The 26,927-nt window shown below is 65.0% G+C and carries 21 protein-coding genes; 16 read left to right on the forward strand and 5 right to left on the reverse strand.

The features are described 5' to 3' along the window. Positions 1 to 117 precede the first annotated feature (117 nt). Positions 118 to 783 carry a YggS family pyridoxal phosphate-dependent enzyme gene (locus AC2A04_RS10210; protein ID WP_484212212.1) on the reverse strand — a complete coding sequence of 222 codons (666 nt, stop codon included), beginning with the start codon at positions 781 to 783 and terminating at the stop codon, positions 118 to 120. 22 nt (positions 784 to 805) lie between these two features. On the opposite strand from AC2A04_RS10210, the gene AC2A04_RS10215 reads away from it, so the two are divergent. The 3 genes from AC2A04_RS10215 (at position 806) to AC2A04_RS10225 (ending at position 5,633) form a co-directional block, all read left to right on the forward strand. Further along, positions 806 to 1,342 (forward strand): thiamine phosphate synthase, encoded by a 537-nt coding sequence (locus tag AC2A04_RS10215; protein WP_484212213.1) that lies wholly within the window; start codon positions 806 to 808, stop codon positions 1,340 to 1,342. A gap of 94 nt (positions 1,343 to 1,436) precedes the next feature. Continuing rightward, positions 1,437 to 3,821: a DNA translocase FtsK gene (locus AC2A04_RS10220; protein ID WP_484212214.1), complete on the forward strand. Its 2,385-nt coding sequence runs from the start codon at positions 1,437 to 1,439 to the stop codon at positions 3,819 to 3,821. A gap of 366 nt (positions 3,822 to 4,187) precedes the next feature. Beyond that, positions 4,188 to 5,633, forward strand: coding sequence for a GGDEF domain-containing protein (locus AC2A04_RS10225; RefSeq protein WP_484212215.1), 1,446 nt, complete (start codon positions 4,188 to 4,190; stop codon positions 5,631 to 5,633). Here the strand turns inward: AC2A04_RS10225 and AC2A04_RS10230 are convergent. Both AC2A04_RS10230 and AC2A04_RS10235 read right to left on the reverse strand, forming a co-directional pair. Next, positions 5,630 to 6,025: an acyl-CoA thioesterase gene (locus tag AC2A04_RS10230; protein ID WP_484212216.1), complete on the reverse strand. Its 396-nt coding sequence runs from the start codon at positions 6,023 to 6,025 to the stop codon at positions 5,630 to 5,632. The genes AC2A04_RS10225 and AC2A04_RS10230 overlap by 4 nt on opposite strands. Then, positions 6,022 to 8,097, reverse strand: coding sequence for a S9 family peptidase (locus AC2A04_RS10235; protein ID WP_484212217.1), 2,076 nt, complete (start codon positions 8,095 to 8,097; stop codon positions 6,022 to 6,024). The genes AC2A04_RS10230 and AC2A04_RS10235 overlap by 4 nt, the downstream gene beginning before the upstream one ends. Positions 8,098 to 8,154: 57 nt before the next feature. Here AC2A04_RS10235 and AC2A04_RS10240 point away from each other — a divergent pair, with 57 nt between their 5' ends. The 6 genes from AC2A04_RS10240 to AC2A04_RS10265 all read left to right on the forward strand — a co-directional run bounded on the left by AC2A04_RS10240 (position 8,155) and on the right by AC2A04_RS10265 (position 16,229). Then, positions 8,155 to 9,960 carry an aminopeptidase P family protein gene (locus tag AC2A04_RS10240; protein ID WP_484212218.1) on the forward strand — a complete coding sequence of 602 codons (1,806 nt, stop codon included), beginning with the start codon at positions 8,155 to 8,157 and terminating at the stop codon, positions 9,958 to 9,960. Between the two features lie 58 nt (positions 9,961 to 10,018). Beyond that, entirely contained in the window at positions 10,019 to 10,387 is a 369-nt protein-coding gene (locus tag AC2A04_RS10245) for a VOC family protein (protein WP_484212219.1), read from the forward strand. Between the two features lie 226 nt (positions 10,388 to 10,613). Further along, positions 10,614 to 11,267: an EF-hand domain-containing protein gene (locus AC2A04_RS10250; protein WP_484212220.1), complete on the forward strand. Its 654-nt coding sequence runs from the start codon at positions 10,614 to 10,616 to the stop codon at positions 11,265 to 11,267. A 4-nt stretch (positions 11,268 to 11,271) separates the two neighbouring features. After that, the gene (locus tag AC2A04_RS10255) at positions 11,272 to 12,009 is read left to right on the forward strand and encodes a response regulator (RefSeq protein ID WP_484212221.1); all 738 of its coding nucleotides are present in this window, start codon (positions 11,272 to 11,274) and stop codon (positions 12,007 to 12,009) included. Between the two features lie 8 nt (positions 12,010 to 12,017). Continuing rightward, positions 12,018 to 13,424 (forward strand): sensor histidine kinase, encoded by a 1,407-nt coding sequence (locus tag AC2A04_RS10260; protein ID WP_484212222.1) that lies wholly within the window; start codon positions 12,018 to 12,020, stop codon positions 13,422 to 13,424. 138 nt (positions 13,425 to 13,562) lie between these two features. Next, on the forward strand, positions 13,563 to 16,229 hold the full coding sequence (locus AC2A04_RS10265) for a M1 family metallopeptidase (protein ID WP_484212223.1): 2,667 nt from the start codon (positions 13,563 to 13,565) through the stop codon (positions 16,227 to 16,229). 39 nt (positions 16,230 to 16,268) lie between these two features. Here AC2A04_RS10265 and AC2A04_RS10270 read toward each other — a convergent pair whose 3' ends face one another. Beyond that, a complete protein-coding gene (locus AC2A04_RS10270; RefSeq protein WP_484212224.1) occupies positions 16,269 to 17,843 on the reverse strand; it encodes a helicase HerA-like domain-containing protein in 1,575 nt (524 codons plus the stop codon). Positions 17,844 to 17,947: 104 nt separating this feature from the next. On the opposite strand from AC2A04_RS10270, the gene pabB reads away from it, so the two are divergent. The 4 genes from pabB to arfB are packed head-to-tail and all read left to right on the forward strand — an operon-like array spanning position 17,948 to position 22,022. Beyond that, a complete protein-coding gene (gene pabB, locus AC2A04_RS10275) occupies positions 17,948 to 19,735 on the forward strand; it encodes an aminodeoxychorismate synthase component I (RefSeq protein WP_484212225.1) in 1,788 nt (595 codons plus the stop codon). Between the two features lie 4 nt (positions 19,736 to 19,739). Further along, positions 19,740 to 20,909, forward strand: coding sequence for a pyridoxal phosphate-dependent aminotransferase (locus tag AC2A04_RS10280; RefSeq protein WP_484212226.1), 1,170 nt, complete (start codon positions 19,740 to 19,742; stop codon positions 20,907 to 20,909). Continuing rightward, a complete protein-coding gene (locus tag AC2A04_RS10285; RefSeq protein ID WP_484212227.1) occupies positions 20,906 to 21,607 on the forward strand; it encodes an RluA family pseudouridine synthase in 702 nt (233 codons plus the stop codon). Before AC2A04_RS10280 ends, AC2A04_RS10285 begins: the two co-directional genes overlap by 4 nt. A gap of 1 nt (position 21,608) precedes the next feature. Beyond that, complete coding sequence (gene arfB / locus AC2A04_RS10290; protein ID WP_484212228.1) at positions 21,609 to 22,022, forward strand: alternative ribosome rescue aminoacyl-tRNA hydrolase ArfB; 414 nt, start codon at positions 21,609 to 21,611, stop codon at positions 22,020 to 22,022. A 90-nt stretch (positions 22,023 to 22,112) separates the two neighbouring features. On the opposite strand, the gene murA is transcribed toward arfB, so the two are convergent. Further along, positions 22,113 to 23,396, reverse strand: a complete 1,284-nt coding sequence (gene murA, locus AC2A04_RS10295; RefSeq protein WP_484212229.1) for a UDP-N-acetylglucosamine 1-carboxyvinyltransferase — start codon at positions 23,394 to 23,396, stop codon at positions 22,113 to 22,115. A gap of 139 nt (positions 23,397 to 23,535) precedes the next feature. Here murA and galU point away from each other — a divergent pair, with 139 nt between their 5' ends. The 3 genes from galU to AC2A04_RS10310 all read left to right on the forward strand — a co-directional run bounded on the left by galU (position 23,536) and on the right by AC2A04_RS10310 (position 26,768). Beyond that, positions 23,536 to 24,432 (forward strand): UTP--glucose-1-phosphate uridylyltransferase GalU, encoded by an 897-nt coding sequence (gene galU, locus AC2A04_RS10300; protein ID WP_484212230.1) that lies wholly within the window; start codon positions 23,536 to 23,538, stop codon positions 24,430 to 24,432. A gap of 168 nt (positions 24,433 to 24,600) precedes the next feature. Continuing rightward, on the forward strand, positions 24,601 to 25,701 hold the full coding sequence (locus tag AC2A04_RS10305) for a Gfo/Idh/MocA family protein (protein WP_484212231.1): 1,101 nt from the start codon (positions 24,601 to 24,603) through the stop codon (positions 25,699 to 25,701). 11 nt (positions 25,702 to 25,712) lie between these two features. Further along, positions 25,713 to 26,768, forward strand: coding sequence for a sugar phosphate isomerase/epimerase family protein (locus tag AC2A04_RS10310; RefSeq protein WP_484212232.1), 1,056 nt, complete (start codon positions 25,713 to 25,715; stop codon positions 26,766 to 26,768). Positions 26,769 to 26,927 lie beyond the last annotated feature (159 nt).

Consider the following 26,927-nt stretch of genomic DNA (forward strand, 5'->3'; position numbering starts at 1 on the left):
ATTCTCCCGTTACTCGCGCGAAACTAGCGCGGAGCCGGGCAGATTGCGTTAAACCCGACAGCAGTAGATTGCCGTCTGCATCAGGTGTGTGAAGTTAACGTTAAAATTCTTTTGTTTTCAACGTGATCCGAACAGCGCAGAGCCCACGCGAACATGGGTTGCGCCAAGCTGCACGGCGGTTTCAAGGTCGTCGCTCATGCCCATCGAAAGACCTTTGACGCCATTGTCGTCGGCAAGCTTGTCGAGCAACGCGAAGAACGGGGCCGGCTCGATTCCTGCAGGCGGCACGCACATCAGACCGATCACCTCGATGCCTTGGCCGCGCGCGTCGCCCAGCAAGGCGGGCAGTTCGGCAACCGTGCAGCCACCCTTCTGGTCTTCTGCGCCGATGTTCACCTGAACGAAGCACGGCACGCGCTTGCCCAGCTTGTCCTGCGCCTTTGCAAGCGCGGCTACGAGGCTGGTCCGGTCGAGCGAATGGATGCAGTCGAACAGCGCCACCGCTTCCTCGGCCTTGTTCGATTGGAGCTGGCCGACAAGGTGAAGTTCGACATCGGGATGCGCCGCGCGGATCGCGGGCCACTTGTCCTGCGACTCCTGCACGCGGTTTTCGCCGAACACGCGCTGTCCTTGCGCGATCAGGTCGAGGATCGCCTCGGCCGGCTTGGTCTTCGAGACCGCGACCAGCATGATCTCGTCGGCCTTGCGGCCGGCAATCCGCGCCGCCCTGGCAATGCGTGCGCGGACCTGTTCGAGCGGTGATGAAGGGACTGCCTGTTCCATGGCGCGGTGCTATAGCGCGGCCATGGCAAAGCGCCAGACCAACAAACGTCCGCCCATTCCCCGGGTCGTGCTGCTGAGCGATGCGCGCAACGACGCCTCGCTGGCTCGCGCCCTTGCGCGCTTGCCGCGGGGGAGCGCACTGGTGTTCCGGCATTATCATCTCCCCGAAGGCGAGCGCCGCGCGCGCTTCACCGTGGTTAAACGCGTGGCTGCAGCTAGAGGCATTTGTATCGTCGGCGCGCGCCTACTGCAGCGATGGGGCGTGGACGGGGTTTACGGCACGCCTCGGGAAATCATGGGCGGTCGTGGCCTGCGCCTCGCCACCGCCCATTCGCTGTTCGAAATCGGCGCGGCGGTGCGAGCCGGGGCGCACGCCATCCTGCTGTCGCCTGTCCATGCCACCCGATCGCATCCCGGTGCCACAGTCCTCGGGCCGCTCAGGTTTCTGCTGCTGGCAAGGCAATCGCCGATCCCGGTCATCGCGCTTGGTGGAATGACGCAGCGACGCGCCGCGCGATTGCCGGTCCACGGCTGGGCCGCTATCGACGGTCTTGCCTAAGTTCTTGACGCAAGGCGATTCCTGTCGGGATTCTTGACGGTGAGTCCCCTTCGGGCGCATGATGGCAACAGCAAGGGCAGGGATACGCGAAATCATGGCAAGCCGGGCAGCATCAACCGCACGCGGAAGCGGGGCAGACTGGCGCGCCGTCCTGCGCCGCTCGCTGCGCCGCAGCCTCGAGCTGATCGGTGGCGGATTGCTCGTGGCGCTGCTTGCCTTTCTCGCGCTCGCGCTCGTCAGCTATACCCAGACCGACCCTTCGTGGAGCACGGCGTCGGGCAGCCCGGTCGAAAACTGGATGGGCCTTGCCGGCGCGTGGGCGGCAGAGCGCGTTCTGGTGTTCTTCGGCCTTCCCGGCGGGTTGCTGCTGCCGCTGCTGTGGGTCTTTGCGCGCCGCCTGTGGGATGCCGAAAGCGACCTGATCGACACCGACGAGGATGACGAAGCCGACGCTGCGCCGCGCTGGTGGCGGCCGACGCTGCTGTTGCTGGCTGCCATGGCCCTGATCGGCACGGCCCTGGCGCTCTGGGGCGGAAGCGCCGCAAGCCGGCTCCCAGCCGGACCCGGCGGACTTTCGGGACTGCTCGGCGCTGCTGCGGTCAACGCGCTCGCCGGCCTTGCACCGCCTGCGACCGGCATCTGGATCACCGCGCCTCTGGGGCTGATCGCGCTTGGCGGTGGCATCGCCATCGCCAGCCGTGTCTTCGCTTTCGACTGGGGCCGGATGCTCACCCTGCCGCCGTTCCTGCATCGGACGCCGCGAGCGGTTGCCGATGATGATGGCGATGCTGCGCCCGCTCCGGCACTCAAGCGTCAACGGCGGGAAAAGGAAGCCCGCGCCGCAGCCGAAGCGATTGACACCGAAGCCGTGCTCTCGCCGCGCAAGCCTACCGAGATCAGCGATCCCCAGCGTACGCCAGCCCCGGCCGCGATGGCGCCCAAGGCGCGTCAGGGTGATCTGTTCGACAAGTACGAACTTCCCTCGATCGAACTGCTGGTCGAAGCGCCTGCGGGCTCTACCCAGAAGATCGACAAGCTGGGCCTCGAACGCAACGCCCGCCTGCTCGAAAACGTGCTCGACGATTTCAACGTGAAGGGCGAGATCACCGCCGTCCGCACCGGCCCGGTGGTGACGATGTACGAGCTGGAGCCCGCGCCCGGCATCAAGGCCAGCCGCGTGATTGGCCTGGCCGACGATATCGCCCGCAACATGAGCGCGATCTCGGCGCGCGTCTCGGCCATTCCGGGGCGCACCGTCATGGGCATCGAACTGCCCAACCAGATCCGCGACATGGTATCGTTCCGCGAGCTGATCGCCTGCGAGAAATTCGCCAGTTCCAAGGCCCTGCTGCCGATCATCCTGGGCAAGGACATTGCGGGCGAACCGATCGTGGCCGATCTTGCCACCATGCCGCACCTGCTGGTCGCCGGCACCACCGGCTCGGGCAAGTCGGTCGGGCTCAACTGCATCCTTCTTTCGCTGCTCTATCGCCTGACGCCCGCGCAGTGCCGCCTGATCCTCGTCGATCCCAAGGTGCTCGAACTCAAGTCCTACGACGATATCCCGCACCTGCTATCGCCCGTGGTGACCGAACCTGCCAAGGCTGTCCGTGCGCTGAAGTGGGCGGTCGAGGAGATGGAGCGGCGCTATCGCCAGATGTCCTCGATCGGCGTACGCAACATCTCGGGCTTCAACGACAAGGTGCGGGCTGCGCAGGCCAAGGGCAAGCCGCTCGGGCGTCGCATCCAGGTCGGCTTCGATCCCGACAGCGGCGAGGAGCTGTTCGAGGAACAGCAGCTCGATTACGAAGTCCTGCCCCAGATCGTGGTCATCGTCGACGAACTCGCCGATCTCATGGTTACCGTGGGCAAGGAAATCGAAGTCCTGATCCAGCGCCTTTCGCAGAAGAGCCGCGCGGCGGGCATTCACCTGATCATGGCGACTCAGCGCCCGTCGGTCGACGTCATTACTGGCGTGATCAAGGCCAACCTGCCCACGCGCATCAGCTTTGCCGTCACCAGCCGCATCGACAGTCGCACGATCCTGGGCGAGCAGGGCGCCGAACAGCTGCTGGGCAAGGGCGACATGCTCTACAAGCCCAATACCGACCCGATCAAGCGCGTGCACGGACCGTTCGTCTCGGACGAGGAAGTCGAGAAGGTGGCCGATCACTGGCGCAGCCAGGGCAGCCCCGAATATGTCGATTCGGTCACCGAGGAGCCCGAGGACGGCGGCTTCGGCTTTGACGACATCGACAGTGCATCGGACAATCCCGAAGACCGAAAGTATCGGCAAGTCTGTCAGCTCGTATTCGAAAGCCAGAAGGCTTCGGCAAGCTGGATCCAGCGCCAGATGGGCGTGGGCTACAATACGGCCTCGAAGTGGATCGAGCGCATGGAGGCCGATGGTCTGGTCGGTCCGGCAAATCACGTCGGTCGCCGCGAAATCTATCGGGACAAGGATGGCAACGTTCTGTGATCTTCGCCCCGACACGGGAATCCGTGCCGTTGTTGAATCGTTTCTTCGCACCAATTCGGCGGCATTAACGGGGCTCTAAGTTTGTTGTCCTAATCGGACCCGATGTATTGCAATCCTGGACGATGGCTGTGGCTTTTCGTTCTGCTGCTGATCGGGTCTGTTCCGGCAGCAGCGGACGCAAAAACCGTTCCCGTCCAAAGCGTTTGCCATGCTGCCGCGGTCGATGGCGAATCCTGGGCAAGGGCGGCGGCTCAGCCCCGTCGGTGGCGCTGCGACGACAGCGGCTGGTCGCTGTTCGAAGACGTTGTCTTGATTCGCTTTACGCTCGAACGGTCCTCCGGTCAGGCGTTGCCGCGCGGACTCCTGATGCATACCGGCCATTTCGAGCGCATGGACGTGGGCGTTTTCGATGATCGCGGCGGATCGCGCTGGAAGTCATGGCGGCCGCAGGACATGCGCCACCAGCCGAGCGGCCCTTACATGAGTCTCCCTCTGGACCGCGTCGACGGCAGGACTGCACAGATCGCCGTGCGGGTCGTCCGGCCATGGAGCAAGACGACGCTCAGCGAGATGCGGCTCGATTCCGATAGCGAAGGCAGCGGCTGGCCGTTGCATCGCGTCGTTGCGATGGCCGCGATCTGCGGCATGCTGCTGGTGCCATTGTTCGTGAATGTCGCGTTCTATTCGGCGCTGCCCGAACGCTATGTGATCTGGCACCTCGTCATGGTCGCCGCGATGCTCGTCCAGGCAGCCTTTGCTACCGGCTTCATCCATCTGGCTGCCGATCCGGGCCCCTTGATCGAGTGGCGCGCCTCGAACATTGCCTTTGCCGCCATGGCCGGTGGTGCCCTGATGTTTGCCGCCACCTTCATTGAAGCCGGCAAGTTGGACCCGCGCCTGCGCCGCGCGGCCACGATCCTTGCGCCGGCCATCTGGACCGTCGGCGTAGTCTCGTGCGTTCCTGCAGAGGCTCTGCGTCCTTTCTCCGCCCCTGCCATGCACGCCGCTGTCGGTGTCGCCATCATCGTGATCGCGGTCATGATGACGGATGCCTGGCGACGCGGAAGCCGCGCGGTGCGCTTCCAGATCGTCGGCTGGACCCCGGTCATGGCGATCGGCACCTACCGCATCGCATCGTACCTCATCCCGGCACTGCACCCGACCGAAGCCATCGTCCTCTATCAGCTCGCGCTGGCTTTCGAGGTTCTCGTCACGGCGCTCGGCATCGTCAGCCGCTTCGTCGACGTTCGCCAGGAGCGCGATGATGCGACGGCTCGCGCGCTCGAGCTGGAAGGCGTGGCGGGCCGCGATCCGCTCACCGGACTGCGCAACCGTCGCTCGATCGAACGACGGTTCGACGAACTGTTCCGGATCGGCTTCCGCACGATGGCGGTCATCGACCTCGATCTGTTCAAGTCGGTCAACGATACGCATGGTCACGCAATCGGCGATGTCGTGCTACGGGCTGCGGCAGGTGCGCTGATCGACGATCGCGACACCAAGGCAATCCGCATGGGCGGGGAGGAATTCCTGCTGCTCCTGCGAGGGACCGACACGGCGGTTCGCGCCGAACGCTGCCGCCGCGCAATCAGTGCGCGCGTCGCGGCGGAAGTGCGCGGCCTCGATCGCGTGATTACCGCCAGCATGGGACTGGTCGAGCACGACACCGGCGGTTCGTTGCAGATCGAATTCGCGACGCTCTACGAACGCTGCGACCGCCTGCTCTACGAAGCCAAGCGTCTCGGCCGAAATCGCACGATGAAGGAAAAGGTCACCGGCTTCGACGTAACGGCCAGGGCTGCTGTCGGTTAGCGGAGGAAGGGCGCGGCCACGTCCTTGGGCACGCGAAGGATGCGGCTCGATGTGCGGTCGATGATTGCCCATGTGGTCCTGGCGCTGACAATCACCTTGCCGCCTGCGTTGGTAAAATCCACGCGCCGGTCGAATCGCGCGCCCGTCGGTGGCTCCGGAATGAACGTCTCGGCCTGCACGCTCTCGCCCAGGGCGATGTTGCCCCGATAGTCGATCTCGTGCCGCGTCACGACCCAGACATAGGCAGCCTTGTGCGCCTCGCTCGCCACCGCCGCCCAGTGGCTGGTGGCGATGTCCTGCACCCACTGCAGCCAGATCGTATTGTTGACATGGCCCAATTCGTCGATGTGTTCGGGGCCGGCGGTAAAGGTCAGGGCATGGCGATTGCTCATGCCGGCACGCCCAGCTGCCACAGGATGAATGCGAATTCCTCCGCCGTTTCCTTCAGGCTTTCGAACCGGCCCGACTTGCCGCCATGGCCTGCGCCCATGTTGGTCTTGAGGATCAGCTCGTTCGCGTCGGTCTTCACCTCGCGCAGCTTGGCCACCCACTTGGCCGGCTCCCAGTATGTCACGCGCGGATCGTTCAGCCCCGCCGTCACCATCAGGGGAGGATAGGCCTGCGGCCTGACCTGATCGTAGGGCGAATAGGACCGGATCAGTTCGAACGCGGCCTTGTCCTCGATCGGATTGCCCCATTCGGGCCATTCGCCCGGCGTCAGCGGCAGGTCCTCGTCCAGCATCGTCGCCAGCACGTCGACGAATGGCACGTGCGCGACGACCGCGCCCCACAGGTCGGGATCGGAATTGATAACCGCGCCCATCAGTTCGCCGCCCGCAGATCCGCCGGAAATGCTGATCTTTCCGGCCTGCGTGAAGCCGCGGTCGATCAGTCCTTTGGCGACGTCCACGAAGTCGTTGAAGGTATTGGTCCGTGCTTCCAGCTTGCCCGCCTTGTACCATGCACGGCCAAGATCGTCGCCGCCGCGGATATGCGCGATGGCATAGGCAAAGCCGCGATCGACAAGGCTCAGGCGCGTGGTCGAGAAGCCCGGCCCGATGGCGATGCCATAGGCGCCATAACCGTAGAGATGCAGCGGCCCGCCGGGTGCGCGATCCTTGCGCCATACCACGCTGACCGGCACCATGGTGCCATCGCGCGCCGCGATCTCCAGCCGCGCCGTCTCATAGAGCGAGGCATCATAGCCACTCGGGATTTCCTGCACCTTGAGCAGGGTCAGCGCGCGCGTCGTCACATCGTAGTCGAACGACGACGCCGGGCTGACCATCGATTCATAGCCGACGCGCAGGACGCTCATGTCCCATTCGGGATTGTCGCCCAGCGAGGCCTCGTAGCTTGCCTCGGGAAACACGATCGGCTCGATCCGCGCTGGATCGTCGTAATAGCGGATCTCGATGCGATCGAGCCCGCGCACGCGGCCTTCGACCACGTAAAAATCGCGAAACAGCTCGAAGCCGGTCAGGTAGAAATCGTCGGTGCCCTCGATCAGCGTCGTCCATTCGCCGGGATCGGCCAGCGGCGCGGTGGCCAGCCGGAAGTTCTCGTGGGTATCGTTGGTGTGGATGTAGAGCACGCCGTCGCGCTCATCGACGTCGTATTCGACGCCCTTCTCGCGTGGCTTGACCAGCAGGGGCGCAGCCAGCGGTTCGCTGGTCGGGACCAGCCGCACCTCGCCGGTCTCATGGTCGCCCGTCGAGATGATCAGCCACTTCTCGTTTGCTGAAAGCGCTGCGCCGACGCGGAAGCCTTCGTCGTCCTCGTGATAGAGTTCGACGTCGCCTTCCAGCGGCTGGCCGATCCAGTGCAGCCGCGCATTGTCGGTGCGCCAGTTCTCGTTGGCGAGGCTGTAAACCAGGCCGGTATCGCCTGCTACCCAGATCAGCCCGGAAAGCGTGCCGGGGATTTCGTCGGGAAGAATCTCGCCGGTGGCGATCACCTTGATCCGCGCGGTGAAGCGCTCGGAGCCATTGTCGTCCACCGACCATGCCAAGCGGGTCCCGTCGCTCGAAACCGAGATCGCGCCCAGACGGAAGTAGTCCTTGCCTTGCGCCAGCGCGACTTCATCGAGGATCAGCTCGTCCGCGCTGCCATCGTCGAGCGCCCCAACGGGCCTGCGCCACCACTTCTTGTATTCCGCGCCTTCCTCGTATTCGATCCAGTAGAGGAAGTTGCCGTCCTTCTGCGGGACCGACTTGTCGGCTTCCTTGATCCGTGCGCGCATTTCGGTGAACAGCGCGTCGATCACCGGCTTGCGTTCGGCCATGCGGCTTTCGAACCAGGCGTTCTCGGCCTCGAGATGGGCCAGCACCTCCTTGTCCTTTACTTCGGGATATCCCGGATCGCGCAGCCAGGCGTAGTCGTCGGTAACGGTCAGGCCGTGGTGCGAGATGCTGTGCGATTTCTTCGCAGCGACAGGAGGTGTGGCAATGGTCATTCCTCGCATCTATGTTGGCTGCATGATGCCCGCAAGGCGGGCAGCCCCGCTTTCAGGAATAGTTCCATGCTGATGCAAACACACGAAGCCCGCCTCGATGCCCTGCGCAAGCAGCTCGCCAAGGACGGCCTCGACGGATTCGTCGTTCCGATTTCCGACGAGCACATGAGCGAATATGTCGGCGCTTACGCGCAGCGGCTCGAATGGCTGACCGGGTTCGGCGGCTCGGCCGGCACCGCCGTCGTGCTCCGCGACGAAGCGGCGATCTTCGTCGATGGGCGTTATACCCTGCAGGTGCGCGACCAGGTCGATGGCAAGCTGTGGTCGTACCAGTCGGTGCCGCAGACCAGCATCGCCGCATGGCTTGGCGAGCATGCTCCCGAAGGCGCGCGGATCGGTTACGACGCATGGCTTCACGCCAAGGGCTGGGCCGACGGCGTGGCCCGGGCCCTGCAACCGCGCGGCGCCACGCTGGTGCCGGTCACGGCCAACCCGATCGACGCCGTTTGGCAGGACCGGCCCGCCCCGTCGCTCGCCCCGGCAGTGCCCCATGCCGACGAACACGCAGGCAAGCCGGCGCATGAAAAGCGTGCCGATGTCGCCGAATGGCTCACCGCCCGCGGGCTCGACGCGACCGTCGTGACCGCCCTCGATTCGGTGGCGTGGTTGCTCAACATTCGCGGTACCGATGTTGATCGAACCCCGGTCGCGCTGTCGTTCGTGATCGCGCACGCCGATGGCACTGCCGATCTGTTCATCGCGCCGGAAAAGGTCACGCCTGAGCTGACCGCGCACCTCGGCAATGCCGTACGGGTCTCCCCGCGCGAGGCCTTCGTGCCCGCGCTCGAAGCCTTGAAAGATTGCCGTGTCGCGGTCGATCCCGAACGCGCCGTGGCCGCCATCGCCCATGCACTCGAGCGTGCGGGCGCAAAGGTCGTGCCGCTGACTGATCCGGTGGTGCTGCCCAAGGCGATCAAGAACCCGGTCGAGCAGGCCGGCCAGCGCGCCGCGCAGGCGCGCGACGGCGCAGCGATCGCCCGTTTCCTGCGTTGGGTCGCCATCGAAGCTCCCAAGGGCGGCGTGACCGAGCTGTCCGCCGCCGACCGTCTCCAGGCGTTCCGCGCCGAAGGCGGGTTGCTCAAGGATCTCTCGTTTGACACGATCTCGGGCGCGGGGCCCAATGGTGCGATCGTCCACTACCGCGTGAGCGAGGAAACCAACCGCACGCTCGAGCCGAACAGCGTCTATCTCGTCGATTCGGGCGGGCAATATGTCGATGGCACAACCGACATCACGCGAACGGTTTGGATTGGGCCCGATGCGCCGCCAGCCGAAGTGAAGGATCGCTTTACCCGCGTGCTCAAGGGCCATATCGCTCTGGCGCGCGCGGTTTTCCCCAAGGGTACTGCCGGTAGCCAGCTCGACAGCTTTGCGCGCCAGCATCTCTGGGCGGCCGGGGTCGATTATGCTCATGGCACCGGCCATGGCGTCGGCAGCTTCCTTGCCGTGCACGAAGGCCCGCAGCGTATCGCCAAGGCGGCAGGCGGACAGGCCGGCACGGGGCATGAACTGCTTCCCGGCATGATCTGCTCTAACGAGCCGGGCTATTACAAGACTGGCGCCTACGGCATCCGCATCGAGAACCTCGTGCTGGTCGAACGTCGCGAGATCGAAGGCGCGGAAGGCGAATACTACGGCTTCGAAACCCTGACGTTCGCGCCGATCGAACGCGCGCTGGTCGATATCGCGCTGCTTTCGCCAGAGGAGCGTGCGTGGTTCGATGACTATCATGGGAAGGTGCGCAACCTGCTCGCCCCTCGGCTTTCGGGCGAGGATCTGGCGTGGCTGGAGACTGCCTGCGCACCATTGTAGCACTTGATGTGTTCACGTATTGTTCTGATCGTGATTCGTTGAGCCAAGGAGGATTGCCATGATCGGTTACGTGACTGTCGGAACCAACGACCTCGCACGCGCTGCCAGGTTCTATGATGCCATCGCAGCAGAGCTTGGCGTGGGACGGATGATGGAATTTCCCACTGGCATTGCCTGGGGCGCGCCAGGCGGTGGCGCGGGCATTGGCGCCATGGCTCCGTTCGATGGCAATCCCGCCTCGGTCGGTAACGGTGTGATGGTCGCGCTTGAGGCACAAGACAACGCTCAGGTCGACAGGCTTCATGCAATTGCTCTGGCCCACGGCGGCAGCGACGAAGGCGCGCCAGGCGTTCGCGGGGGCGGTTTCTATGCCGCCTATTTTCGCGACCCGGATGGCAACAAGCTCAACGCTTTCGTGATGGGTTGATCCGGCGGCTTGCGCCGTCATGAACGGAGCTGTGTCGGCGCGACAAATTGCGACAAAGAACCCGTGATCCCGGCATAGCCGTGCGACAACCTGCTCCTAGATAGGGGAGACAGGAACTGCGGTCGTCCCCACCAGTCCCCCCTGGGCAAGGCTTCCCTCCCCCTCTCCTTGCCAAAGGCGGATGGCCGCAGTTTCTCCTTCTATTCCGCTCAAAGGAGCACCTTCGATGAAGAAATTCCAGTTTGCTGCCGCCGCAGCCGTCATGGCTACCGCGTCGGTCGCGCTCTATGCCGCCACGCCGGTCATGGCGCAGAAGTTGGACGCCGATGGTGATAGGGTCATCACCTGGGCCGAAGCCAAGGCCAAGTCCGACGAAATGTGGACCAAGCTTGACGTCAACAAGGACGGCAAGCTCGACCAGGCAGACCGCGCCGCCAAGATGGGCAAGATGTTCGACAAGATCGATACCGACAAGAACGGCTCGATCAGTCGTCAGGAATTTACCACGCATCACCAGCAGATGATGGATCGCAAGGGCCCCGGCGGGCCCGGCGAAATGGACCATGCCAAGATGGGGCAGGACCAGATGGACCACGGGCGCAAGGGCCATGGACGTGGGCATCGCGGTGGAATGATGATGGGCGGCGGCCATGACATGATGGCCATGGCTGACGCCAACAAGGATGGTGCCGTTTCGCGCGCCGAATTCGACGCCGCAGCCAAGGCGCACTTCGACAAGGCTGACGCCAACAAGGACGGCAAGGTCACCCCTGACGAACGCCGCGCCGCGATGAAGGCCATGATGGGCGCGATGCGCGGCCACGGCGGTGGCATGGGTGCGATGGGCGATGGACCTCCGCCGCCGCCTCCGGCAAACTGATGCCATGAACGACACGCCGATCCGCGTCCTCCTCGTCGATGACGAACCGGCATTGCGCGAACCCCTGGCGGACTATCTGGTCCGGCAGGGGTTTGTCGTGACGCAGGCCGCAACCGCTGCTGAAGCGCGCAGCCGCCTGCTCGAGGCGGGGTGTGACATCGTCCTGCTCGACATCATGATGCCCGGCGAAGACGGTCTTTCGCTGTGCCGTCATCTCGTCGAAGCCAAGCGCCTGCCGGTCATCTTCATTACCGCCAGGGGCGAGGCGACCGACCGCATCGTCGGGCTCGAGATCGGCGCGGACGATTACGTCGTGAAGCCGTTCGATCCGCGCGAGCTCGTGGCGCGCATTCGCTCGGTCCTGCGCCGCGCAAACAAGCAGTCGAGCGAAGTCGCGGACGCGATCGTCTACGAATTCGAGGGCTGGCGTCTCGATCCGCTCAAGCGGCGGCTGATCGATGTCGAAGGCGCGGTCGTCGCCATCTCCTCGGCCGAATTTCGCCTGCTCATGGCCTTCCTCGATCATCCCCGGCAGGTGCTCGACCGCGATCGCCTGCTCGACATGGTGCAGGGCCGCGAGGCGCACCTGTTCGATCGCGCGATCGACAACCAGATCTCGCGCCTGCGCCGCAAGATCGAGGTCGACAGCCGCAATCCGCTCCTGATCCAGACGGTCTGGGGTGGCGGCTATATGCTCGCCGCCGAAGTGCGCAAGCGTCCTGCCATGGCTGAGGAGGCCTGAGGCAAGCGATGGCCAAGCCGATCTGGAACCTGCGGCTCTGGCCGCGCAGCCTGCAGGGGCAAGTGCTCCTCTCGATCGCCTTGGCGCTGCTTGTCGCGCAGACGATCTCGGCGGTGCTGATCTGGAAGGAACAGAGCCACCGACGCGAATCCTCAATGGTCAGCTCGGCCGCATTCCGCCTGCTCGGGCCGCCGCCCGAATCGCGTCGAGCCCATCGGCGCGATGATGAAGACAGGTTGCCTCCGCCATTCCGGCTGAACCACAGCCCTACCTCGCCGCGCAAGAATGACGAACCTCGTCTGTCGCGCGTCGAGCACGAGCTTGCCGAAATCCTCAGTGCTCAGGGGTTCGATGCGTCTGAAGTGGTCGTGTTCGAGCGCGATCCGCTGCACGATCCGGTGAGCCTGCAATTCATGCAACGCCATCGCCGCGAACTGGCGGTCTTTTCCAATGAGCCCAAGCCAAGGCTCGTCATCGCTGCCGTCCGGCAGGCCAGCGGGCAGTGGGTCTCGACCCGGGTCTTCACCGAAGGCGGCGAGATGCGCGTGCTCGCCCCGCTCGTCGGGCAAACAATCGTGCTTTATTTCGTGCTGGTCGGCGCAATGGCGCTGATCCTGCGCCGCATCACCCGCCCGCTCAAGGCGCTTACCCGCAGGGTCGAGGATTTTGCAGGAAACCGCACGCTGGAAGGCCAGATCGATCCCGATGGCCCCGACGACATTCAGGGTCTGATCGCCGCGCACAACGCCATGGAAGCGCGCATCGCGGCGATGCTTGACGAAAAGGACGTGATGCTCGGAGCGATCGGGCACGACCTCAAGACGCCACTTGCCGCGCTGCGCGTGCGCATCGAAGCGGTCGAGGACGATACCGAGCGCGGGCGCATGGCCGCCACGATCGAGGACATCAACCGCTCGCTTGACGACATTCTCTCGCTCGCGCGCGTCGGGCGCCCGTCCGACCCGCTCGAGCCGACCGAGCTTTCTGCGCTCGTCGCCGATGTCATCGGCGAGTTCGAGGACATGGGTGAAGCAGTCGAACTCGGCGATACAGATCGCGTAGTATTGCCGATCCGCGCCACCTGGCTGCGGCGCGCGCTGCGCAATCTCGTGTCGAACGCGCTGCGCTATGGCCAGCGCGCACGCATTACCCTGCACCGTGAAGGCCGCATGGCGGTGCTGCGGATCGAAGACGACGGCCCCGGCATTCCCGAAGGCGACATTTCCCGCATGATGGAGCCGTTCACGCGCCTGGAAGCCTCGCGCAACAGCGGCACCGGCGGAACCGGGCTTGGCCTGACGTTGGCGCGTGCCATTGCCGACCAGCACGGCGGAACCTTGATGCTGACAAATCGCCGCGACGGCACAGGTGCTGTCACCGGCCTGACTGCGACCGTTCGCCTTCCGATCGGTTAAACCCGCAGTCATTTCGGCCCGTCCACAGTCAATGGACCCTCGTCGGACCGGATCTGCCGTTCGTCGAAAGGACTCGCGGCAATCGGGACCGGTTGCTAGTGCAACCAATCTTCATTGCGCCGGGGAGTACCAATCCGCATGCGTTCCATTTCACTTGTTTCGGCGCTTGCGCTGTCCGTTGCCAGCTTCGCCGCTCCGGTTCTCGCCCAGCAAGTCGCAGCCAACCCTTCCGCAGCAGCGGGCGTTCACACCGATCTGCCTCGCGTCGCGCACCCTTCGCACTATGCGATCTCGGTCACGCCCGATGCCGCAAAGCTGACCTTCGCGGGCACCTCATCGGTCGATCTCGAGATCACAGAGGCTACCCCGTTCCTCACGCTTCATGCGCTCGACCTGCAGATTTCGTCGGCCACGCTCACGCCGGTGGGTGGCGCGGCCATGCCCGTCACGGTCACGATGGATGCCACCAGCCAGACCGCGAAGTTTACTGCGGCCCAGCCGCTCAGCCCGGGCAAGTATCGGCTCGACACGATCTATACCGGTATCATCAACACTCAGGCCAACGGCCTGTTCGCGCTCGACTATCCTGACAAGATGACGGGCAAGGACGTGCGCGGCCTGTTCACGCAGTTCGAAGCGCCCGATGCCCGCCGCTTCGCCCCGATGTTCGACGAGCCGATCTACAAGGCGACCTTCGATCTCTCGGCGGTTGTCCCGTCGGGCCAGATGGCGATCAGCAACATGCCCATCGCCAGGGAAGAAGACCTCGGCAAGGGCATGAAGCGTGTCACGTTCGGCACCAGCCCGAAGATGTCGTCCTATCTCCTGTTCTTCGGCCTGGGTGACTGGGAGCGCATGGCCAAGGAAGCCGCGCCCGGCGTTCAGGCGGGCATCGTTGCGCCCAAGGGCAGCGGCGAACAGGCGCGCTATGCGCTGGATGAGCTGGCCCCGCTGATCCCGTTCTATGCCGACTACTTCGGCCAGCCTTATCCGCTGCCCAAGATCGACAACGTCGCAGCGCCCGGTCAGTCGCAGTTCTTCTCGGCCATGGAGAACTGGGGCGCGATCCTCACCTTCGAGCGCATCCTGCTCAACGATCCTGCGATCACCAGCGCATTGGCACGCCAGAACATCGCCACCACGCAGGCCCACGAAGTGGCGCACCAGTGGTTCGGCAATCTCGTGACCATGGCGTGGTGGGAAGACCTCTGGCTGAACGAGGGCTTTGCCAGCTGGATGGAAACCAAGGCGACCGACCACTTCCACCCCGACTGGTTCCCGCTGCTAAACCGCGTCGACGGGCGCGAGACGGCGATGGGTCTCGACGGCTTCAAGACCACGCATCCGATCGTGCAGGAGATCAAGACCGTCGACGAGACCAACCAGGCCTTCGACGCGATCACCTACCAGAAGGGCGAGGCGGTCATCTCCATGCTCGAAGCCTTCGCGGGCGAGACGGTGTGGCGCGATGGCCTGCGCGCCTACATGCGCGATCACAAGTTCGGCAACACGCGGTCCAAGGACCTGTGGCAGGCGATCGAGAATGCCGGCGCCCCGGGCCTGACCGCGCTCGCCACCGATTTCACCACCAAGCCCGGCATCCCGCTGGTCAGGGTCACGGGCATGACCTGCAAGAAGGGCATGTCCACGGTCTCGTTCCAGCAGAGCGAATTCAGCATCGACCGCAAGGACGATGTCACCGCCAAGCCCACGATGTGGAAGGTCCCGCTGCTGGTTTCGGCCGGTGGCGAACCGACACGCGCCATCCTCGATGGCGGCAAGGGCACGGTCACGGTGAAGGGCTGCGGTCCCGTCGTGATCAACGCCGGCCAGCTCGGCTATTACCGCTCGCTGTATACGCCCAAGATGCTGGCCGCGCTGAAAACCGCGCTGCCTACGCTGAAGCCGGTCGATCAGATCGGTCTGATCCAGGACAATCTCGCACTTTCGACCAGCGGCTACCAGGCCTTTGCTCCCGCATTCGACCTGATGGCCGCCCTGCCGGGCAATGCCAATCCGGTCGTAGTGAACGGCGTCTTCGATCGGTACATCGGCGCATGGCGCACGCTGGAAAAGTCGCCTGAGGTCCAGAAGACCCTCGCAGCGCGGATTGCCGCGACCTACAAGCCGCGCCTGATGTCGCTCGGCTTCGAGCCAAGGGCCAACGACAGCCTGCCCGATTCCGACCTGCGCGCCACACTGATCGGCGGCTTCGGCACGATGGGCGATCCCGACGTGGTGGCAGAGGCACGCCGACGCTTCGCCGCGCTGGCTTCGAATCCGAAGGCGATGGACGGCCCGCTCAAGACGACCTGGCTCAACATCGTTGCCCGCAACGCCACCAGAGCCGATTGGGACGCGATCCAGAAAATGGCGGCGGCTTCAAACAGCGCGGTGGAACGCCAGTTCCTCTACACGCTGCTCGGGCGTCCGAACGATCCGGCGCTTGCCGCAGCGGCGCGTGATTTCGCGCTGACCGATGCTCCGGGCAAGACCACCAGCGCCGCGATCATCGTCGCGTCGGCGGGCCTGCATCCCGATGCAACCTACGATTTCGCGCTTGCCAACCGTGCGCGTATCGAATCGCTGGTCGATGCCCAAAGCCGCGTCACCTTCATCGCCAGCCTCGCCAACGCGTCGAACGATCCGGCGATGATCGCCAAGCTGCAGACGTTCAAGGCCAGCGTTCCGGCCGAGGCGTCGCGCCCGGTCGATCGCGTGATCGGTGGCCTCACTGAAAAGGCCAAGGCGCGGCCCCTGTTCGTCAAGGGCCTGACCGACTGGCTTGCCGCGAAGAAGAAGTAATGGCTGCTGCCCCCTCCTTTGCCGGAGGGGGCATCTCCCTTAGCGCAACAAGCCGCCAAGAATTCCGCGCGCAAACCGCCCGAACGCCTCGCCGCCGATCGAGGTCGCGATCGACCCGACCACTGCAGTCACGCCCGAGGCAACCGGCGCGGCGCGCGATTTCTTGCCAGTGATCTGTGCGGCGATGACCGCGCCCGCAGACGAGGCGACCGCACCCGCCGCCGCCTTGCCCGCACGTTCCCACATCGAAGTCGTCCGGCGTGGCGCGGCGCGCTGCTTGTCCACGCCTTCCTCTTCCACCTGCTGCGCGGCGGCAGCGGCATCCTGGGCCTTCTGCGCCAGCACCTCGGCGGCCGATTCGCGGTTGACCGCCGTATCGTACTTGCCCTCGAACGGGCTGATCGACTGGATGATCGCGCGCTCCTTGGGCGTGATCGGCCCGAGGCGCGAACGCGGCGGCGCGATCAGCGTGCGCTGGACGACAGAAGGCGAGCCATCCTCGTTCAGCGTCGAGACCAGCGCCTCGCCCACCTTCAGTTCGGTAATCACCGTCTCGACATCGAGGTCCTTGTTGATGCGGAAGGTTTCGGCTGCCGCCTTGATCGCGCGCTGGTCGCGCGGGGTGAAGGCGCGCAGGGCGTGCTGCACGCGATTGCCAAGCTGGCCTGCGATCTTTTCGGGGATGTCGATCGGGTTCTGGGTGATGAAATAAACGCCCACGCCCTTGGACCGGATCAGGCGCACTACCTGTTCGACCTTGTCCATCAAGGCATCGGGCGCATCTTCAAAGAGCAGGTGCGCTTCGTCGAAGAAGAACACCAGGCACGGCTTTTCCGGATCGCCCACTTCGGGCAGCGCCTCGAACAGTTCGGACAGCAGCCACAGCAGGAACGTGGCGTAGAGCTTGGGACTCTGCATCAGCTTGTCGGCGGCCAATACGTTGACCATGCCGCGACCCTGGTCGTCCACCTTCAGGAAATCGTTGATCTCGAAAGCAGGCTCGCCAAAGAAGCGGTCCGCGCCCTGGCTTTCAAAGGCAAGGAGCTGGCGCTGGATCGTGCCGACGCTGGCCTTCGAGACATTGCCGTACTTGCCTGAAAGCGCGCTGGCATTCTCGGCGCAGGCCATCAGCACCGATTGCAGGTCGGGCAGGTCGATCAGCAGCAGGGCGTTGTCATCGGCATAGCGGAAGGCGATGTTGAGCACGCCTTCCTGCGTGTCGTTGAGGCCCATCAGCCGCGCCAGCAGCAGCGGCCCCATCTCCGAGATCGTCGTGCGGATCGGATGGCCGCTTTCGCCGTACAGATCCCAGAATACCGCCGGATTGTCGGAATAGGCATAGTCCGCAATGCCAAGTTCCTTGGCGCGCGCCTCAAGCGATGCGGCATGCTTGAAAGTGGGGCTTCCCGGCATCGAGATTCCCGAAAGGTCGCCTTTCACGTCGGCCATGAATACAGGCACGCCGCGGGCAGAGAATTGCTCGGCAATGCCCTGCAACGTCACCGTCTTGCCGGTGCCGGTCGCGCCTGCGATCAGCCCATGACGGTTGGCGCGGCCCAGGCGCAGCACCTGGCGTTCGCCATTGGCAGCCAGCCCGAGGTAGATGTCGTCCATGCCCGAAACCCCTTTCGTTTCCATGGTGATTAGGGCGCGCTTGCGGCTCTTGCGAGGGATTTTTGCATCCGTTGCGGGGAACGGCTAGAGCGCGGCCCAAGCCCATGACCCGCGCACCTTTCATCCTTCTCGACGACGCGCGCAGCAACGCGCCAAGCGATGCGCGCCTCTATGAGCAGCCGCTCGAGATCGTCATCGCGCGCCGCCCGGACGAGGTCGGCGCGGCGCTGGAGCGGATTGCCGCCACGCCGGGCGACTGGGCGGGCTACCTCGCGTATGAGGCGGGCCTCGCGCTCGAACCTCGCCTTGCCCCGCTCGCTGCGGAGCGCACCGGGGCTGCCGGTCCGCTCGTCTGGTTCGCGCGCTTTGCCAAGGTCACGCGGATGCCCAGCCCCGAGGTCGGGCGCTGGCTCGCCCGCGAGGCAACGGGACCGGGCCGTCTCGGGCCGATGAGCGCGGCACTTTCGTCGGGCGGATATGCCCGCGCCTTCGAACGCGTGCAGGAAGCAATCCGCGCGGGCGACATCTACCAGGCAAATCTTACGTTCCCGCTGACCGGAACGTGGGATGGCGATCCCCTCGCGATCTACGCCGACGTGCGCCGCGATGCGCGCGCGGGCTATGGCGGGGTGATCTGGGACGGCGCGCACTGGCACCTCTCGTTCTCGCCCGAGCTGTTCTTCAAGCTTGCCGATGGCGAAGCCCGCGTTCGCCCGATGAAGGGCACCGCGCCGCGCGGCGCCACGCCCGAGGAAGACGCCCGCTTCAAGGCCGATCTGGCTGCGAGCGTGAAGGATCGCGCCGAAAACCTGATGATCGTCGACCTCATGCGCAACGATCTGGCGCGCGTGTCGCAGGCCGGCTCGGTCAAGGTCGAGGCACCGTTTGCGATCGAGAGCTATCCCACCGTCCATCAGATGGTGACGACGGTGCGTGCAAGGCTGTCCCCCGGCGAGGACGTGCGCAGCCTGCTGCGCGCCATCTTCCCCTGCGGATCGATCACCGGCGCACCCAAGATCCGCGCGATGGAGATGATCCACGAGGCCGAACGCGATGCGCGCGGGCTCTATTGCGGATCGATCGGGCGGATAGACCCCACTGGCGATGCGGCGTTCAATGTGGCAATCCGCACCGTGCGCCTGACCAGCGATCATCCCGGTGCAACCGGCGGTCGCGCGGTCATGGGAGTCGGCTCTGCGGTCGTCGCCGATTCAGGCATGATCGGCGAATGGCGCGAATGCGTGGTGAAGGGGAATTTCTTGCGTCTGACTGCCGGCCATGCCGACCTGATCGAGACGATGGCATTCGATCCCGCCAGGGGAATCGAACTGCTCGAACTGCATCTCGAACGCATGAAGGCAAGCGCGCTCACGCTCGGCTTCAGCTTCGATCGCCATGCCATCCGCAATGCCATCCACGCGCTGTGCTTCGATCTCGATGCACCATCGAAGGTACGGCTCGTCGTCTCGAAGGGCGGTGCCCATGCGCTCGAAGCCTCGGCCATGCCCGCGCCGCTGGCGCAACTCACCTGCGCCGTCCTGCCGCTTCCGGTATCCGACGGGGACTGGCGCCTGCGCCACAAGACCACCGACCGCGCCTTCTACGAAGCCGGTCTGGCCGCCGCGAAGAAGGCGGGGGCGGGCGAGGCCCTGTTCCTGCGCGATGACGGCCTCGTCACCGAAGGCACTTTCACCAATGTCTTCGTCGAGCGCGACGGCCATCTGCTCACCCCGCGCGCCGACCTCGGCCTCCTGCCGGGCGTCCTTCGTCGCAGTCTGATCGACGCAGGCCGCGCGGCAGAAGCGGACCTGACGCTGGCCGATCTCGAAGGCGGCTTCCTTGTCGGCAACGCCCTGCGCGGGCTGATGCCTGCGCGCCTGCTGGGGCAATAGGATCATGAACCAGCTGTCCCAGGCCCTCGCGCGCATCGCGCCTTCGCGCACCACCGCCATCACCGATCGCGCGATCCAGCTGCGCGCCGAGGGCCGCGACGTCATCTCGCTTTCGGTGGGCGAGCCCGATTTCGCCACGCCCGCGCACGTTATCGAGGCAGCCAAGCAGGCGCTTGACGCGGGCGACACGAAATACACCGCCGTCGCCGGCACCGCTGCCCTGCGTGAAGCCGCAGCGCTCCATTTCAAGCGCGATCTCGGCATCGACGTTCCGCCGTCGCAGGTAATCGTCAGTGCCGGGGGCAAGCAGGCGATCTTCCACGCGCTGCTGGCCACGCTCGATCCCGCGGACGAAGTGCTGATCCCTTCACCGTGGTGGGTAAGCTATCCTGAAATCGTGCGCTTCACCGGCGCCTCGGTGGTGGACCTGCCGACCTCGGCGCGGGGCGGCTTCCGCATCACGCCAGCGCAACTGGAAGCGGCGATCACGCCCGCCACCCGCTGGCTCCTGCTCAACAGCCCCGGCAATCCCACCGGCGCAACCTACCCCGCCGCTGAACTGCGCGCGCTGGGCGAAGTCCTGCGCCGGCACCCGCGCGTGCTGGTGATGAGCGACGATATCTACGCCCCGCTGCGCTACGGCGAGGGCGCGCACGCCACGCTGGCGGTAGAATGCCCGGCCCTTGCCGACCGCGTCCTGACCGTTTCGGGCGTGTCCAAAAGCCACGCGATGACCGGCTTCCGTATCGGCGTTTCGGCCGGCCCGGCCTGGCTGATCGGCGCGATGGGCCGCCTGCAGTCGCACTCATCGGGCAATCCCGCGTCGATCAGCCAGGCTGCCGCCGTCGCCGCCCTTGCAGGTCCGCAGGATTTCCTGGCCGAATGGCGCGAACGCTTCCGCGCGCGCCGCGACATGGTCGTTACCGCGCTCAACGCGATACCCGGCCTCAGCACTCCGGTGCCCGATGGTGCGTTCTACTGCATGATCGACGCCGCACCGCTGATGGACCGCTTCGGCGATGACGAGGCGCTGTGCCTCCACCTGCTCGAAAGCGGAGTCGCGGTCGTTCCCGCCTCGGCTTTCGGCGGGCGGGACGGCTTCCGCATCAGCTTCGCGGCGGACGAGGCAAAACTCGAAGAAGCGCTCCGGCGTATAGCAAAGGCCGTGGCATGATCGATTTTTCCATCCTTTTCGAAGACGGCGAGGCGCTTGTCATCGACAAGCCGGCAGGGCTTCCGCTCGATCGCCCGCGCGCCGGCGGCCCTGCGCTCGAGGATCAGCTCGATGCCTTGCGTTTCGGCTTCCAGCGCGAGCCGCATCCCGTCCACCGGCTCGATCAGGATACGTCCGGCTGCCTGCTGCTTGCCCGCAATCCCAAGGCGCTCAAGCGCTTCTCCGCCGCATTCGAGGCGCGTGAGGTGGAGAAGGTCTATCTCGGCATTGTTGCTGGCGACGTGGTCGGTGAAAGCGGCACGATCGACCTTGCCCTGTCCAAAATCAGCTCGGCCGAAAAGGGCTGGCGGATGATTCCGGCAAGGAAGGGCAAGCCTTCCGTGACCCACTGGCAGGTCAAGGCGCGCAAGCCGGGACTGACGCTGGTCGAATTTCGCCCCGAGACGGGCCGCACGCACCAAATCCGTATCCATGCGCTTGCGGGGCTGGGCCATGCCCTGGTCGGCGATCCGATCTATGGGGATGGCAAGTTGGCCTGGCGCACCATGCTTCACGCATCCGAACTTGTGGTGAAGCGCGAAGGCAAGGACCCGATCGACGCCTACTCGCCCCTGCCGCTCGATTTTGCGGCGTTCGGCTTCGATCTCCCCGTTGCCGAATCCCCCGCTGCTGACGACGCCGCCGAAGCCGAAGGCTGAAATGGACGCCGACGCTCTGGTGGCTCATGCGCTCACGCTGGTCGAGGAAAGCTTCATCGCCTCGGCAGGGCCCGGCGGCCAGAACGTCAACAAGGTCGCCACAGCGGTCCAGCTCCGGCTCGACGTTTTCGCGCTGCGTCTACCGCCGCCCGTGTTCCACCGCCTCAAGGAGCTGGCCGGCAGCAAGCTCACCGCCAAGGGCGAGATCGTCCTGACCGCGCGCAGCTACCGCACGCAGGAGCAGAACCGCGAAGATGCCAGGAAGCGCCTCGGTGAACTTCTGCGCGACGCCACGAACCTTCCGGCCAAGCGCGCCAAGTCGCGCCTCAACCGCGTGGGCAAGGTTCAGCGGCTGGCGGGCAAGAAGATCCGTGGCACGATCAAGGCCGGTCGCGGCAAGGTCCGGCTGGATTAGAGCGGCTCGCAGTAAGTCAGAATCACGAAGTGTGAATCAGATATACCGCACGTCGTTCTAGCGTTGGGACCGCCTACGTCGGCTTGTGGTTCAATCCCCGCCGACGCGGTCGATTTCTGCACCCAGCAGCGAAAGCTTTTCCTCAAGCCGTTCATAGCCGCGGTCGAGGTGATAAAGGCGGTGCACCTGCGTTTCGCCCTCGGCAGCAAGGCCAGCGATCACCAGGCTCATCGAAGCGCGCAGGTCGGTAGCCATCACTTCGGCACCGGTCAGCTTCTCGACGCCGTGGACCACGGCGGTGCGGCCCTTGGTTTCGATGCGGGCGCCCATGCGGTTCAACTCGGGCACGTGCATGTAACGATTCTCGAAAATCGTCTCGGTCAGCACCGACGATCCGTTCGCCAGACACAGCATCGCCATCAACTGCGCCTGCATGTCGGTGGCAAAGCCGGGGTAGGGCGCGGTCGAAAGCGTCACCGGCTTCAGCGGGCCGTCGGCGGCAACATGGATCCCGCCCTTGCGCGGTTCCACGTGAACGCCGGCATCGCGCAGCGCCTGCACCGTGGCTTCCATGTCCTCGATCTTGGCGCCCTGCAGCATGACGTCACCACCGGTGATCGCGGCGGCACATGCATAGGACCCGGCTTCGATGCGGTCGGGCATGACCATGTAGGTCGCGCCGTGCAGACGGTCGACGCCGTGGATGGTCAGGTCGGACGTGCCGATGCCTTCGATCTGCGCGCCCATCGCCACCAGCATGTTGCACAGGTCGACGATCTCGGGCTCGCGCGCGGCGTTGTGCAGCGTGGACTTGCCCTTGCACAGAACGGCGGTCATCAGCGCGTTCTCGGTCGCCCCGACCGACACGACCGGGAAGGAATAGCGCCCGCCCGGCAGCCCGCCGTCGGGCGCGATTGCGCGGACATAGCCAGCTGCCAGTTCGATCGTTGCGCCCAAGGCTTCCAGGGCCTTGAGGTGCAGGTCGATCGGGCGATTGCCGATCGCGCAGCCGCCCGGCAGCGACACGGTCGCTTCGCCTGCACGCGCCAGCATCGGCCCGAGCACGAGGATCGAGGCGCGCATCTTGCGCACGAGGTCATAGGGTGCGACCGTCGAAGTCAGCCGCGTGGCCTGCAGCGTCATCACCCGGCCGAAATCCTCGGGCCGTGCACCTGCGATCGCGGTGGAGACGCCGAACTGGTTCATCAGGTGCTGGAAACCGTCGATGTCGGCCAGGCGCGGCAGATTGCGCAGCGTCACCGGCTCATCGGTAAGCAGTGCGCAAGGCAGCAGGGTCAGTGCGGAATTCTTCGCGCCGGAGACCGGCACCGTGCCCGACAGGCGCTTTCCGCCACGGATGATGATCTTGTCCATCGCGGTCGTTTAGCCGGTTTGCGCTTGTGCGCAAGCCTCGCGGCAGTCGTATTCGCATGCACACGGCATTGACATTTTCCCTTAGGGATTGTGCAGTGCATCACGCGATTGCAACAATGCTTTGGCTAAAAGAGAAAAGATGTCTGAAACCACTGCGCGCAAGCCCATTCGCAAGGCCGTGTTCCCCGTAGCCGGCCTCGGCACACGTTTTCTCCCTGCGACCAAGGCCATCCCCAAGGAGATGCTGCCGGTCATCGACCGTCCACTGATCCAGTATGCGGTTGATGAAGCGCGCGAGGCCGGGATCGAGCAACTCATCTTCGTGACGGGCCGTGGCAAGACCGCGATCGTCGAGCACTTCGACACCGCCTACGAACTCGAACACACCATGGCCGATCGCGGCAAGCTGCTCGACGTGCTCGAACCGACGCGCATCCAGCCCGGCAATCTCGTCACCGTGCGCCAGCAGGTGCCGATGGGCCTAGGCCACGCGATCTGGTGTGCCCGCGCCGTTGTCGGGGACGAACCCTTCGCGATCTTCCTGCCAGACGAGATGATGGTCGGCGATCCTAATGGAAAAGGCGGCTGCATGAAGCAGATGGTGGATGCCTATGAACAGGTCGGCGGCAACCTCATCTCGGTGCTCGAAGTGCCCGAAGAGGAAGTTTCGAGCTACGGCGTCATCGCGCCGGGCGCGCGCATTTCGGATTCACTGACCGAGGTCACGGGCCTCGTCGAAAAGCCGAAGCGCGAGGACGCGCCGTCCAACCTGATCATTTCGGGCCGCTACATCCTCCAGCCGGAAGTCATGCGCACGCTCGAAAACCAGGGCAAGGGCGCTGGCGGCGAGATCCAGTTGACCGATGCGATGGCGCGGATGATCGGCCACCAGCCGTTTCACGCCGTCACTTTCGCTGGTCGCCGCTTCGATTGCGGCAGCAAGACCGGCTTTGTCGAGGCAACGCTGGCGCTCGCGCTCGAACGGCCGGACATGGCCGACGAGGTGCGCGCGATCATGCAGCGCCTGCTTGCCTGATCTGCCGGGAACCATCGGGGGCGGCGCCACTGTTTGATCTTGGATGCCACCCGCAATAATGACAGGTCACCAAAGGTGGTCGGGCGCGTAGTCCGGTCCACCAGAACATAGACCGTTGCCGTCCATCATGGATGGCCATGTCGGGGGAAATTGATGCGGCGTTTGCGAATGGCCATGATTGGCGGCGGTCCGGGTGCGTTCATCGGACCGGTGCACCGTTTTGCGGCAGAGCTCGATCGCGAAATCGAACTGGTCGCAGGCGTGTTTTCAAGCGATGCCGACCGCAGTCGCGCTGCGGGCGAGGCCTATCGCATCGACACGGCGCGCGCCTATCCCTCGCTCGATGTGATGTTCGCGGCCGAGGCAGCGCGTCAGGACGGCATCGATTTCGTCTCGATCGTCACCCCCAACCACAACCACCTGCCTTCGGCGCGCGCCGCGCTGGCTGCGGGCCTTCCGGTCATCACCGACAAGCCGCTCACGGCCACGCTGGGCGAAGCCGACGAACTTGCCGCGCTGGTGGCGGCATCGGGCAAGCCGTTCGGCGTGACCTACACCTATTCGGGCTATCCGCTTGTCCGCGAAGCTCGTGCGCGGATCGCCTCGGGCGAGATCGGCACGATCCGCAAGGTCGTCGTCGAATATCCGCAAGGCTGGCTTGCGGGCGAGGCCAGCGGCAAGCAGGCCGAATGGCGTGTCGACCCAACCCGCGCCGGACTTGGCGGCTGCATTGGCGATATTGGCGTTCACGCCTTCCAGCTAGCCGAATTCGTCACCGGCCTGCGCGTGACCGAAATGCTGGCGGATCTTGGCGCAGTCGTTCCGGGCCGCATGCTTGACGACGATTGCTCGATCCTGCTGCGCTTCGACAACGGCGCGCGCGGCGTGTTGCTCGCCAGCCAGATCGAGGTCGGCGAACTCAACGGGCTGCGCATCCGCGCCTATGGCGACAAGGGCGGCCTCATCTGGAAGCAGGAAGTGCCCAATACGCTAACGATCAACCGCCTCGATGGCCGCACCGAGATCGTCCACGCGGGCGGCGCACATCTCGGGCCCGATGCGATGGCGCGCACGCGCACGCCGGCAGGCCACCCCGAAGGCTACCTTGAAGCTTTCGCCAATCTTTATCGCGATTTCGCCGCGCTGGTGCGGGGCGATGCTGCTCCCCTGCTGCCGGGCATTGCCGATGGCGTGCGCGGCATGGCTTTCATTGCCACCGCCGTTGCCGCCAGCCGCGACAACGCGGGCTGGGTCAAGCTCGAAGGCTGAGGAGTAAAGCCATGAAGACGATCAAGGGTCCGGGCATCTTTCTCGCCCAGTTTGCAGGCGATGCAGCCCCGTTCAACAGCCTCGAGACGATTGCCGACTGGGTCGCAGGCCTCGGCTACAAGGGCATCCAGATCCCGAGCTGGGACGCGCGCCTGTTCGATCTCGCAAAGGCGGCAAGCAGCCAGACCTATTGCGACGAGATCACCGGGATGCTCGCCGACAAGGGGCTTCAGGTCACCGAGCTTTCCACCCACCTGCAGGGCCAGCTCGTCGCGGTTCACCCCGCCTTCGATGCCCAATTCGATGGCTTCGCGCCTGCCGAGGTGCACGGCAATCCCTCGGCGCGCCAGGAATGGGCGGTCGGCCAGATGAAGCTGGCGGCCAAGGCCAGCGCCAATCTCGGCCTTGCCGCGCATGCCTCGTTCTCTGGGGCGTTTGCCTGGCCCTACTTCTACCCTTGGCCGGCGCGTCCGGCAGGTCTGGTCGAGGACGCTTTTGACGAGCTGGCTCGCCGCTGGAAGCCGATCCTCGATGTCTTCGACGAGAACGGCGTCGACGTGGCTTACGAAATCCACCCCGGCGAGGATCTGCACGACGGCGTGACCTTCGAGATGTTCCTGGAGCGCGTGGGCAACCATCCACGCGCCAACATTCTCTACGATCCCAGCCACTTCGTTCTGCAGCAGCTCGATTATCTGGCGTTCATCGACATCTACCACGAACGGATCAAGTGCTTCCACGTGAAGGACGCCGAGTTCCGCCCCAATGGTCGTTCCGGCGTCTATGGCGGCTACCAGTCGTGGGTCGATCGCCCCGGACGGTTTCGTTCGCTCGGCGATGGTCAGGTCGATTTCCCCGGCATCTTCAGCAAGATGGCCGCGAACGACTACGCCGGATGGGCCGTGCTCGAATGGGAATGCGCGCTCAAGCATCCCGAAGTGGGGGCTGCCGAAGGCGCGCCGTTCATCGATCGTCACATCATCAAGGTGACCGAGCACGCCTTCGACGATTTTGCGGCCGGCGGCGCGGATCGTGCGCTTAACGCCAAGCTGATGGGCATCGGCTGACAGCCGATGCGGGCGGGCAGCGGTCCCGCCCCAACCTGCAAACTCGTGCTTTGCAGCTTTGCAAGTTTACCGTGGACAGCCCCTGCGATCCGCGCCATCGGCAGGGTTGCATGGGCGCGCCTGCGTCCACAAGTCCGACTCGAAACAACGGCAGGAGCC

The organism is Novosphingobium sp. HNCC26DJ243, assembly GCF_057180545.1.